The sequence below is a fragment of the Delftia sp. WSY_10 genome, assembly GCF_043104705.1.
In the GTDB taxonomy this organism is placed as follows: domain Bacteria; phylum Pseudomonadota; class Gammaproteobacteria; order Burkholderiales; family Burkholderiaceae_C; genus Comamonas; species Comamonas tsuruhatensis.
In genome coordinates, this window is sequence record NZ_JBICKY010000004.1 from 233,789 (window position 1) to 245,525 (window position 11,737).

Annotated in this window: 11 protein-coding genes; 6 read left to right on the top strand and 5 right to left on the bottom strand. The window is 67.3% G+C overall.

The window, feature by feature from the left end:
* Position 1: 1 nt before the first annotated feature.
* Positions 2-1,198, bottom strand: coding sequence for an imelysin family protein (locus ACF8ML_RS01305; protein ID WP_016447976.1), 1,197 nt, complete (start codon positions 1,196-1,198; stop codon positions 2-4).
* A 249-nt stretch (positions 1,199-1,447) separates the two neighbouring features.
* On the bottom strand, positions 1,448-3,616 hold the full coding sequence (locus tag ACF8ML_RS01310; protein WP_016453159.1) for a TonB-dependent siderophore receptor: 2,169 nt from the start codon (positions 3,614-3,616) through the stop codon (positions 1,448-1,450).
* A 736-nt stretch (positions 3,617-4,352) separates the two neighbouring features.
* On the opposite strand from ACF8ML_RS01310, the gene ACF8ML_RS01315 reads away from it, so the two are divergent.
* On the top strand, positions 4,353-5,510 hold the full coding sequence (locus ACF8ML_RS01315; protein ID WP_392406034.1) for an MFS transporter: 1,158 nt from the start codon (positions 4,353-4,355) through the stop codon (positions 5,508-5,510).
* 81 nt (positions 5,511-5,591) lie between these two features.
* Here the strand turns inward: ACF8ML_RS01315 and ACF8ML_RS01320 are convergent, their stop codons facing one another.
* The 3 genes from ACF8ML_RS01320 to ACF8ML_RS01330 all read right to left on the bottom strand — a co-directional run bounded on the left by ACF8ML_RS01320 (position 5,592) and on the right by ACF8ML_RS01330 (position 7,426).
* Entirely contained in the window at positions 5,592-6,002 is a 411-nt protein-coding gene (locus tag ACF8ML_RS01320) for a hypothetical protein (protein ID WP_047217464.1), read from the bottom strand.
* A gap of 93 nt (positions 6,003-6,095) precedes the next feature.
* Positions 6,096-6,374, bottom strand: coding sequence for a hypothetical protein (locus ACF8ML_RS01325; RefSeq protein WP_074922759.1), 279 nt, complete (start codon positions 6,372-6,374; stop codon positions 6,096-6,098).
* Positions 6,375-6,598: 224 nt separating this feature from the next.
* Complete coding sequence (locus ACF8ML_RS01330) at positions 6,599-7,426, bottom strand: TOBE domain-containing protein (RefSeq protein WP_126312454.1); 828 nt, start codon at positions 7,424-7,426, stop codon at positions 6,599-6,601.
* A gap of 103 nt (positions 7,427-7,529) precedes the next feature.
* Between ACF8ML_RS01330 and modA the strand changes: the two genes are divergently transcribed.
* The 5 genes from modA to ACF8ML_RS01355 all read left to right on the top strand — a co-directional run bounded on the left by modA (position 7,530) and on the right by ACF8ML_RS01355 (position 11,637).
* A complete protein-coding gene (gene modA / locus ACF8ML_RS01335; RefSeq protein WP_392405978.1) occupies positions 7,530-8,291 on the top strand; it encodes a molybdate ABC transporter substrate-binding protein in 762 nt (253 codons plus the stop codon).
* 90 nt (positions 8,292-8,381) lie between these two features.
* Positions 8,382-9,062, top strand: a complete 681-nt coding sequence (modB, locus tag ACF8ML_RS01340) for a molybdate ABC transporter permease subunit (protein ID WP_016447983.1) — start codon at positions 8,382-8,384, stop codon at positions 9,060-9,062.
* Positions 9,059-10,189 (top strand): molybdenum ABC transporter ATP-binding protein, encoded by a 1,131-nt coding sequence (gene modC / locus ACF8ML_RS01345; protein WP_154835634.1) that lies wholly within the window; start codon positions 9,059-9,061, stop codon positions 10,187-10,189. The genes modB and modC overlap by 4 nt, the downstream gene beginning before the upstream one ends.
* 52 nt (positions 10,190-10,241) lie before the next feature.
* Positions 10,242-11,162, top strand: a complete 921-nt coding sequence (fdhD, locus tag ACF8ML_RS01350; protein WP_392405981.1) for a formate dehydrogenase accessory sulfurtransferase FdhD — start codon at positions 10,242-10,244, stop codon at positions 11,160-11,162.
* Positions 11,163-11,235: 73 nt separating this feature from the next.
* A complete protein-coding gene (locus tag ACF8ML_RS01355; RefSeq protein WP_016447986.1) occupies positions 11,236-11,637 on the top strand; it encodes a hypothetical protein in 402 nt (133 codons plus the stop codon).
* Positions 11,638-11,737 lie beyond the last annotated feature (100 nt).

An 11,737-nucleotide genomic window follows, 5' to 3' on the forward strand; every position in this document is an offset into this window, starting at 1 on the left:
TTTAGTTGGCCTTGGGGTCCACCAGGTTGAGCTGGGTGATGCCGACGGCATTGGCCGCCTCCACCAGGTCCTTGCTCTGCTGGACCAGGCTGTCGATGGTGGCCTGGATCTTGGCGCGCGAGGCCGAGTCGCGCGCGCCCTGGATGGCCTGGTCGAACGGCGCGGGAATGGCCTGGGCCGCCTGCACCGACTGCGTGATCTGGCGCGTGGTCCTGTCGGCCAGCGCGCTGTCCTTGGAGGCCACCCAGTCCCTGATGCCCGGGCCTTGCAGCTCGCTGCCGTCCAGGCGCTTGTAGCTGCCCTGCCAGACGTTGAGGATGCCCTGGGCATTGGTCACGGCATCGCGGTGCGTGTTGTCCGAGAAGCAGGAGTGCTCGTCTTCCTGGTCGCGGCTGGCCAGCGCCACTTCCAGGCGCTCGCCGGCCAGCTCGCCGCGCGACAGCGAACCCAGGCCCACGAAGATGCGGCGCAGCGCGTCGTCGGGCTTTTTCTCGAACTGGGCGCGGAAATTCTTGGCCGAGCCGGGCTTCCACTGGTCGGCCACCGACTGCAGATCCTCGATCAGCAACTCGGTCACCACCTTCAGGTACTCACGGCGGCGGTCGGCATTGGATTTCTTGCCATCGACGAAGTCGGTGTAGGGACGCGCGCCCGGTCCCTTGTCATTCAGGTCCTGGCCCCAGAGCATGAACTCGATGGCGTGCCAGCCGGTGGAAACGTTCTCCTCGCCGTCATGCTCGTTGAGCTCGGCCAGGCGCTTCTTGGTGATGGCTTCCTTGCGGTTGTTGATGATGCCGGCATTGGGGTTGCCTTCCACATAGTCCACATAGGACTCGTCCATGGGCCAGGCGTTGATCTGGCCTTCGGGTCCTTCATCGTTGTCGATGGGACCGGCGTAGAAGCGGAAGGCCTCGGTCTGGCCGTAGTACTCGCGTGCATCCAGCCAGGCCTTGCGCGCATTGTTCAGGCCCTGCTCGCTGGGTGATGCGAGAAAGGCCCCGATGGCTTTCTGCATGGTCTTGGCCGAGCTGATGGAATCCGAGTAATTGGCGTGCACCAGGGTGCCGTAATGCTTGACCACCTCTGCAACGGAGAGGTTCTTCTTCACGGGCTGTTGAACGGTGCCGGCGGCTGCGGCCTGGCTCATCGGGGCGGCCGCGCCCAAAGCGAGGGCGGCTGCAATCAGGATGGGATGCATGGCAGAAAGGATCGGAGGTTGGAGAACTCGGAATGCCAAACTGTAATGAGAATTGTTTTTATTGGCAAAACCTGCGAGATATCGCCGCACTGCACCGCAAGGTCATAGACGGACCCGGGCGGCCAACGGGCAGTGAACGGACGGCAATGGGAGCGCTTGCGGCGCACGGGCCGCAGCGGGCGCCAGCCTAGCACGGCGCCCTTGGCGCCAGGGCCAAAGACCCCGCGCTGGCGCAGCGCGGGCCGGGCCTCAGAACTTGTAGTTCAGGCTGACATTCACCGAGCGCGGCTCGCCCCAGGTGTAGGTGCTGTAGTAGCTGAAGATGGTGTAGTACTTCTTGTCCAGCAGGTTGCGCACGTTGACGGTGGCCGACAGCTGTTTGCTGAACTCGTAGCGCGCCATCATGTCCAGCAGCCAGTAGCCCTTGACGGTGTGAACGGCCGTGCCGCCCGATGGCGTGGAGATGTCGCCCCAGGTCTTGTCCTGCCAGCGCGCGCCGCCGCCCACCGTCAGGCCGGAAAGCGGGCCGTCCAGCCTGTAGCTGGTGTGCAGGCTGAACTGGTTGGAGGGCGTGAGCGTGGCCACGCGCTTGCCTTGGTCGCGCGAAATGGCATGCGAGAAACCGGCCTGCAGTTGCCAGGCGGGCGTGATCTGGCCGGATATCTCCGCCTCGAAGCCGCGCGTCCTGACGCCATCGACGGCCCGGTAGGCCGTGGCGCCGCCGGGCGTCAGGCCGCCGGTCTCGATACCGAAGTTGTCTTGCTGAAGCTGGAACAGCGCCGCCGATGCATTGAGGCGGCCGTCCATGAAGGCCGCCTTGACGCCGACCTCGGCGTTGTTGCCGCGCAGCGGGTCCAGCGCCTTGCCGCTCTCGTTTTGCTTGGACTGCGGGCTGAAGATGCTGGTGTAGCTGGCGTAGACCGAATAGTTGCCATTGAGGTCGTAGATCGCGCCCACATAGGGCACGAAAACGCCGGTCTCGCGCTGACCCTGCACCTGGTTGCGATAGTTGGACCAGCGCCCGCCCGTGATCAGCTTGAGGTCGGCCGCCAGGTTCCAGCGCGCCGCCGTGTACAAGCCCTGCTCCTTGGTCACTTCGCTGTTCACGTAGTCGGGTGAGGCGCCCCACACCGGCAGGCGCGAATCGCCATTCCAGTGGTAGTAGTCATTGACCGTGGACACATAGTCGGCGGGCAGTTGCCAGTAGCCATCGTTCTTCCAGTGGCGCCTTGCTACGCTGGCGCCCAGCACCAGTTCGTGCTCGCGCCCGCCCAGCGAGAAGGGCCCGCTGGCGTAGGCATCGAGCGCATTGCTGGTGGTGCGGCCTATGTACTGGCCGCGCCACAGCGACACGCCGGAGCCGTCGGCCGGGTTGGGGAAGCCCGCAGCCGCCGCGCCCAGGTTGGCGTTGTAGCCGTTGATCTGGTGGTTGAACTGCGCCTTGGCCACCCAGCCGTTGCTGAAGCTGTGCTCCAGCGTGGCAAAGGCCGTGCGCGTGTACTGGTCCCAACGGCTCCAGCGCGTGCCGTTGTTGTGCGAGCGAGGCATGTCATTGAATTGGCCATCGGCATTGAGCAGCGGAATGCCGCCCCAGGTGGAGTTGACCGGACGGTTGTTCTGCGCATCGCCGCCCAGCGTCAGCAAAGTGCGTGGCGTCAGGTCCATTTCCACAATGCCGTAGAGCGTCGCGGTCTTGCGCGAATAGCGGTCCATGAACGAGTCCTTGTCCTGGTAGGCGGCCACGCCACGCGCGCGCACGCTGCCGCTTGCATTGAGTGCGCCGCCCACATCCACCTCGGTGCGGTAGTTGCTCCAGCTGCCCGCAGAGATGGACGCATGCCCGCGGAAATCGCGCGTGGGCTTCTTGCGGATCAGGTTGATGGTCGCGCCCGGAGTGCCGCTGCCCGTGAGCAGGCCGGTTGCGCCCTTGAGCACCTCGACGCGGTCATAGATCGCCATGTCGCTGAGGGTGTTGCCGGCCGAGTACGCGGAGTCGCGCATCATCGGAATGCCGTCGTACTGGAAGTTCTGGATGGCGAAGCCGCGGGCGTAGTACTCGGTGCGCTCGCTGTCATAGGTGACGATGCTGATGCCGGGCGTGTGCTCCATCACCTGATCGATGGAGGTGAGGTTGAAGTCATCCATCTTCTGGCGTGTGACCACGCTGATGGACTGCGGCGTCTCGCGCGGCGTCAGCACCATGCGCGTGGCTGTGGCAATGGTGCCCGGCGTATAGGAGCCCGAGCCTTCGGTCACCTCGCCCAACTGGTTGGAGATCACGTTGACCGTGGGCAGCGTGGCCGGGTTCTGCGTGTCCGGCAATGCCTGAGCCTGAGCGGACAGGGCGCCGATGGCAAGGGAGATGGCCAGCGCAAGAGGCGCAGGGCGATGGCCGGGTTGAAGGCGATGCAGTGGCATGAAATGCTCCGGGAGAACAGCAATACGGCAATAAAAAAACTTCCTCGCCATGCCCTCCGATGGGTCGAAGGGCATGAAGAGAAAGCGAATGCGATTTGTTCTCATTATCGTTTCTTCAATTGTCTGGGCCATCGGCAGCACAGGGGCTGCTGCATCCGCGCAACACCCGAATCCGTCCCGCGCCCGCCGGGCAGTACCAGCCGTCCATGCCGTAGAAGCTGTCTGGCAAGACTGCCCTACTTGCCTTGTCCGGCCACTTCCCTTACCATTGCGCCCGCCCGCATGGGAGCGCCCTTTTCACCGGGCCTGCCCGCAGCCTCCAAGCCCTGATCGCCCAGCCGATTCAGGGCTTTCGCTTTTTGCAGAAGCGGTCTTTTGGCGCTGCACCTTGCGCTCTGTCTTTGCGCGCAGCCCCTGCCATGCTCCGGCATGCCGGCCGCCCAGCTTGTTTTCCCACCAGGACTCCCGTGCCCATCGCCTTCCCAGGATGCAGCACACGCGCAGCGTGCCCGCACGCCGGCTCAGCCGGCGGCGCAGGCGTTTTGCGCGGTGCCGCACCCCAGCGAGAGCGCGCGCCGTCCTGGCTTTCAAGGATCTTCACGTGACCACCACTTCCTCCGGGGCGCTCGCAGCCAATGCTGCCGGCGCCAGCACAGACACGCATGCCGGCGCCCATGCCACCCAGGTCAATGGCTACAGCTGGAAGGCCCTGGCCGGCTCGGCCGTCGGCTATGCCATGGACGGCTTCGACCTGCTGATCCTGGGCTTCATGCTGTCGGCCATCTCGGCCGACCTGCACCTCACGCCGGGCCAGGCCGGCTCGCTGGTGACCTGGACGCTGATAGGGGCCGTGTTCGGCGGCATCTTCTTCGGCCTGCTCAGCGACCGCTACGGGCGCATCCGCGTGCTGACCTGGACCATCATGCTGTTCGCCGTGTTCACGGGCCTGTGCGCCTTCGCGCAGGGCTACTGGGACCTGCTGGCCTACCGCACGATTGCGGGCATCGGCCTGGGCGGCGAGTTCGGCATCGGTATGGCACTGGCTGCCGAGGCCTGGCCTGCCCGCCACCGCGCGCGCGTCTCGTCCTATGTGGCCCTGGGCTGGCAAATGGGTGTGCTGGGTGCGGCGCTGCTGACGCCGCTGCTGCTGCCCCTCATAGGCTGGCGCGGCATGTTCCTGGTGGGCGTGATACCGGCCGTGGTGGCCTGGGTGATCCGCAACAAGCTGCACGAGCCCGAGGTCTTCGTGAAGCGCCAGCAGTCCGCCACGCCCTCGGCCCGCGTGCCGGTGCTGCAAAGCCTGAAGCTGCTGGTGAAGGACCGCGCCACGGCCAAGGTCAGCCTGGGTGTGATCGTGCTGACCTCGGTCCAGAACTTCGGCTACTACGGCATCATGATCTGGATGCCCAGCTTCCTGTCCAAGCAACTGGGCTTCAGCCTGACCAAGTCCTCGATATGGACTGCCGTGACCGTGGTGGGAATGATGGTCGGCATCTGGGTCTTCGGCCAGCTGGCCGACCGCATCGGCCGCAAGCCCAGCTTCCTGATCTTCCAGCTGGGCTCGGTCATCATGGTCGTGCTCTATTCACAGCTGTCCGGCCCTGCGGCCATGCTCTGGGCGGGGGCCCTCATGGGCCTGTTCGTCAATGGAATGATGGGCGGCTACGGCGCCGTGATGAGCGAGGCTTATCCCACCGAGGCGCGCGCCACCGCGCAGAACGTGCTGTTCAACATCGGCCGCGCCGTGGGCGGACTGGGCCCGGTGGTGATCGGTGCGCTGGCCATGAGCTATTCGTTCCAGGTGGCGATCGCCCTGCTGGCGGCCATCTATGTGCTGGACATGCTGGCCACGGCCTTTCTGATCCCCGAACTCAAGGGTCGCGAGCTGTCCTGAGCGGTGCGGGCAACGGCCCTGCCATGCAAAGAGCTGCCGATGGCAGCTCTTTTTTTGTCCCGGGACCGGCCGGCCCGGGGCTCAGCCGCCCTCGCTGCATTCCAGGTTTTCGATGCGGTCTGCCGCCTCTCGGATGTCTTCCTGGAACATCTGGTCGCCCAGCATCACGGAAACCTGGCCCTCGAAGCCGCGCAGCTTGACCAGCGCTGCCTCGTAGCCGCCGCTGCCCATGCGCTTGAGCCCGCACAGCGCATAGAGCTTGGCCACGGGAGATCGGCGCGGATCGTCGATCACCGACAGCAGGACGGCATTGGCCTCGGGCCGCCTGAGCATGGCCTCCAGGTGCCGCTCCGCTGGCGAAATCTCGCCGGCAAGGCCGACCAGTCCCAGGTTGAACTGCGAGGCATCCAGCGGCGCCGGGTCCAGCGGACGGGCCAGGGCCGGGGCAGACAGGAACAGGCAGATCAGGGCGGCGGACAGGGTGGTCTTCATGGCAGGGGCAAGGCCGTGTGAGGCCTGGGATGCAGTCGCAAAGGCTCTTCGACGCAAAGCATTGCGGCAGGTTCCCCTTCGGCGCCATCGCGATCATCGACCGCCAAACAGCCAGCCTGCGACCAGCGTGCCGCCATAGAACAGGAGCAGGGTGACCGGCACCAGGTGCCAGCCCCAGACTCTGAACCACCAGTGATTGAACAGGGTCACCACGGCGCCGATGACGATGCAGATGGCCAGCGCACCCAGTCGCTGCTCCAGACTGTCCGCCACGTCCTGGGACGCGAAGAAGATGAACGCCGCGACGGACGAACACAGCAAGGCGGTGTAGAACGCCACTTTCTCTTGCCTGCGCAATTTCAGGATGGTCATGGGGCCAGGGAGGTTTCGATGGATCGGTCGCCGGGAAAGCCTGCGCCACCGGAGCGCGCAGGTTGCGCTGCGGCACAATTTTTCGTATCCCGCCCGGGATGCGCCATAAGACCCGTCCGAATCTGCAGCCACTGCAGCGCACGCGCAACGCGCTGCGGCCTTCTCGACGCCCAATCGGCACAGTCAGCTCAATCGACCCTGTCATGTCAGTCGTGTCAGTCGTGTCAGTCGGCCACGGCCAGCACCACGGCGGACTCCGGCACCGACAGCCAGACCTTGCGTCCTGTGCGCAGCGTCCAGGGCTCGCCTTGCGCCTGCTGCGCCGCATACCCCACGCCGCTGCCGCCCCAGGGCAGCCTGGCCACCACTTCGCGCGGCCCGTCCCCCTCGGCACGGGCCAGGCGTTGCACCTTGGCAGGCCAGGCATTGGCCAGGCCCTGCGCACCGGCCAGCGGCGCCACTGGCAGCACCTGGACGGCAGTGGCCTTGCACAGCGCCATCACGGGCAGGCCAGGGGCCAGGCCCAGCAACTGGGCGCTTTCGGCGGTGATGCGAGCGGCAATGCCTGGTGCATCGCCACCGCCATCGGGCAGCATCCAGACGCGGACCTGGGCACCCTGCGCCTGCAGGGCCCCGACCCGGCAAGGCCACAGATTGCGCATGCTGGTGCGCAGGCCCAGCCCCAGTCCGGGAGCCGCCGAGGAAACGCTGGCCGGCCCGCCAAAGCGCTGCAGCACCTGTGCACGGGCCTGCTCCAGCGCATCGGCCATGGCCAGCAGGGACTGCCCGGCTGCGGTGATGCGCGCGCCGCCGCCGCCGGCGCCGCCGACCGAGCGCTCCACCAGGGCACAGCCCGCGAGATTGGTCAGCACATCCAGCGCCTGCCATGCCGCCTTGTAGCTGACGCCGGCCTCGCGCGCCGCTTGTGAAATCGAATGCCCTGCTGCGATATGGCGCAGGATGGCGAGGCGGCGGTCAGCCAGGTCATGGCCCAGCGCGGGCACCAGATCGGAAGGGGAGGCAGGAGCGTCGGCAGTCATGCGCGACATCATGCCCGCCAAGCGTTATTTCCCACGAAGCAAAACGCCTGCACCCTGCATGCGCATTTTCAGGTCGCTACACTGCGCTATTCACCAACGGAATAGCGAGAGACCCATGAACGTGAACCAGCCCCTGCGTGCCACCGCCTTTGCCGCCCTTGCCCTGTTGGGTGGTGTCGCTGCGCAGGCTGCCGAAGTGTCGGTGGCCGTTGCCGCCAACTTCACGGCGCCCATGCAGAAGATCGCCGCCGAGTTCGAGAAGGACACCGGCCACAAGGCCCTGCTGTCCTTCGGCGCCACGGGCAAGTTCTATGCGCAGATCGTCAACGGCGCGCCCTTCCAGATCCTGCTGGCCGCCGACGACACCACGCCCGGAAAGATCGTCAAGGAAGGCCGTGGCCTGCCCGACTCGCGCTTCACCTACGCCATCGGCCAGCTCGTGCTGTGGAGCCCCAAGCCCGGCTATGTGGACGACAAGGGCGAGGTCCTCAAGACCGGCGACTACAGGCACATCGCCGTGGCCAACCCCAAGCTCGCGCCCTACGGCACGGCCGCCATGGAAGTGCTGGACAAGCTGGGCATCACGGCCCAGGTGCAGCCGCGCATCGTCATGGGCGAGAACATCGCCCAGACCTACCAGTTCGCGGCCACGGGCAATGCCCAGCTGGGCTTCGTGGCCCTGTCGCAGGTGATGGAAAACGGCAAGCTGCGCGAAGGCTCGGCCTGGCAGGTGCCCGCCGCCATGCACGAATCCATCCGCCAGGACGCCATCGTGCTCAACAGCGGCAAGGACAACGAAGCCGCCACCGAGCTGATGAAGTACCTGCGTGCTGATAAAGCGCGTGCCATCATCCGCTCCTACGGCTACGGGCTCTAGGCTCCCCCTGAGGCGCTGACGCGCCTTCCCCCCTCCCGCTGCGCGGTAGGGGGACGACGCCAGCGCTGCGAACCACTGAATTCTTCCAGCATGATTCTTACCGCCGACGACTACGCCGCCATACGTCTGACGCTGAAACTTGCCAGCGTGACCACGGTGCTGCTGCTGGCGCTGTGCACGCCGCTGGCCTGGTGGCTGGCCCATACGCGCTCGCGCTGGCGCGGCCCGATTGGCGCCGTGGTGGCGCTGCCCCTGGTGCTGCCACCCACGGTGATCGGCTTCTACCTGCTGGTGACCATGGGGCCCAATGGCCCCGTGGGCCAGTTGACGCAGGCGCTGGGGCTGGGCACCCTGCCCTTCACCTTTCCAGGCCTGGTCATCGGGTCCCTGGTCTATTCCCTGCCGTTCACGGTGCAGCCGCTGCAGCGCGCCTTCGAGTCGCTGGGCACGCGCCCCATGGAGGCCGCGGCCAGCCTGGGCGCGGGGCCACTGGACCGCTTCTTCACCGTGGCGCTGCCGTTGGCGCGCCCGGGCTTCATCACCGCAGCCGTGCTGACCTTCGCGCACACCGTGGGCGAGTTCGGCGTGGTGCTGATGCTGGGCGGCAATATCCCCGGCGTGACGCGCGTGGTCTCGGTGCAGATCTACGACCACGTGGAGGCCATGGAGTACGCCCACGCCCACTGGCTGGCCGGCGGCATGGTGGTGTTCTCCTTCCTGGTGCTGCTGGCCCTGCACCTGTTGCAGCCGCGCGAGGAGCGCCGCGCATGATGACTGACTTCTCTCCCGTTGCTTCGGCCGGCGCCCCGCCCGCCGCGAGCCCTTCGCAAATCCTTGCTGCGCTGGCGCTGGAGCGTGCCGACTTCCGCCTCGATGTGCTGCTGCAGCTGCCCGGGCGCGGCGTCACGGCCCTGTTCGGCCCTTCGGGCTGCGGCAAGACCACCTGCCTGCGCGCGCTGGCGGGGCTGGAGCGCGCACGGGGCCGTGTCGCCGTCAATGGGGAGGTCTGGCAGGACGATGCGGCCAGCCAGTGGCTGCCCACGCACCGCCGCGCACTGGGCTATGTGTTCCAGGAAGCCAGCCTGTTCCCGCACCTGAGCGTGCAGCGCAACATCGACTACGGCATGCGGCGCACGCCCGCCGAGCGGCGCAAGGTGTCCCAGGACCAGGCCGTGTCCCTGCTGGGCATAGGCCATTTGATGGACCGCATGCCCTCCACCCTGTCGGGCGGCGAGCGCCAGCGCGTGGCCATTGCGCGCGCCCTGGCCACCAGCCCCCGCGTGCTGCTCATGGACGAACCGCTGGCCGCGCTGGACGCCCAGCGCAAGGCCGAGGTCCTGCCCTACCTGGACCAGCTGCGCCGTGAACTCGACATTCCCGTGGTCTATGTCAGCCACTCCATCGACGAGGTAGCGCGCCTGGCCCAGCACCTGGTGCTGCTCAAGGCAGGCGGCATCGTCGCGGCCGGCGCCACCAGCGAACTGCTGGCACGGCTGGACCTGCCGCTGAGCATGGGCGACACGGCAGCGGCCATGCTCAGTGCGCAGATCCGGCAGCACGATCCGGATGCCCACCTGAGCACGCTGTCCTTCGACGGCGGGCGCCTTCGCCTTGTCATGGCCCGCCCGCGCCCCATCGGCGAGAGCGTGCAGCTGCGCGTGCAGGCGCGCGATGTGAGCCTGAGCCTGCAGCACCCGCAAGACAGCAGCATCCTCAACATCCTGGCGGCCACCGTGCAGGATCTGCGCGAGGACGGCCCGGGCCAGGTCATGGTCTCGCTGCAGCTGGGCCCATCCCGCCTGCTGGCGCGCATCACCCTGCATTCCGCCCGGCAGCTGGGCATTGCGCCGGGCATGCATGTCTTCGCCCAGATCAAGGGCATGGCATTGCTGGACTGAAGCTGCGCGGCGGCACCGATATCATGCGCAGGCCGCCTGCGCGGCCCACGCCATGAACGCCACCACCGAACACGCTCCCGCACCCGCCCCGGACTCGGGCCCGGCAGATGCTGCCTGCGCCACCGCGCCCGCCATTGCCGCACTGCGCACGCATGCGGTGGTGCGCCACCGGATCGCCGATGGCGGCGCCGTCAGCATCCAGGCCGAGCCGCAGGTGCTGGCCAGCGAAGTCCCCATCGCCCTGGTGTTCAATGGCATCTCGCATGCCGTGATGATGGGTACGCCCTCGGACCTGGAAGACTTTGCGCTGGGTTTTGCGCTCACCGAAGGCATTCTGGACAGCGCTGCCGACTGCTACGGCATCGAGGTGCGCACCGTGGCTGCACAGGCCGCAGGCCTTCCGTCCGGCATGGACGGCATCGAGGTGCAGCTGGACGTGGCCTCGCGCTGCTTCGCGCGCCTCAAGGACCGGCGCCGCAGCATGAGCGGGCGCACAGGCTGCGGCGTCTGCGGCGTGGACAGCTTCGCGGCGCTGGACCTGTCCTTCGACCCCCTGCCCGCGCACGACTGGATCGCCCGTGTCGATGCCACCACGGTGTGCGCTGCCATCGATGCCCTGCCGCCGCTGCAGCGGCTCAACGCCGAAGCCGGCGCCGTGCATGCCGCAGGCTGGGCAGGGCTGGACGGGCAACTGACGGATGTGCTCGAGGATGTGGGCCGCCACAACGCGCTGGACAAGCTGGTCGGCCGCCTCTCGCGCACCGGCCGCCTGGGCGAGGCCGGCTTTGTCGTGCTCTCCAGCCGGGGCAGCCATGAGCTGGTGCGCAAATGCGCCAGGGTCGGCATCGCCGCCCTGGCCACCATCTCCGCCCCCACGGCCATGGGCGTGCAGATGGCCGAGCTGATCGGCCTGCGCTTCTGGGGCCTGTGCCGCCCGCCCAAGGCGGTGCTGTATGCGCCGGGCCGCACCTGAACAAATGCCCGAGTGCTGCGCCTGCGCGGCGGCAAGTTCGTAGAATCGCGGGTTCAGCCCCTGGATGTACACCATGAACCGCTGCAAGCCCCATTTCTCTGCCGTCCGCCGCCTGTGCGCCGGCGCCCTGCTCGCCGGCCTGGCCTGCGCCAGCCTGGGCGCGGCCGCGCAGGGCCTGCCCTCCAACGAGACACGGAACTTCCCGCCGCAGGCCCAGTTCGGCGAGCTGGTTGTGACCGCGCAGTTTCCCGTGGTCGAAATCGACGGCAAGACCATTCGCACCAGCCCGGGCTTTCGCCTGTTCAGCCCCGAGCGCACGCTGGTGCAGGCCATCAACTACCAGGGCAGCAAGCTCGTGGTGGGCTATGTGATCGAGCCGCAGACGCAGTGGCTGCACCAGGCCTGGATCCTGACCAAGGCCGAGGCCGACAAGCACTACAAGCCCAAGTCGATGCTGCACCGCTTCTTCAACTGAGGCCGGCGCACACCGCACGCGCACGATGGACGCGGCCCGCAGCTTGCGGGGCGCAGCGGCTCGGGCCAGGGAGCACAGCGCCCGCCCTGGCCCGGCCATC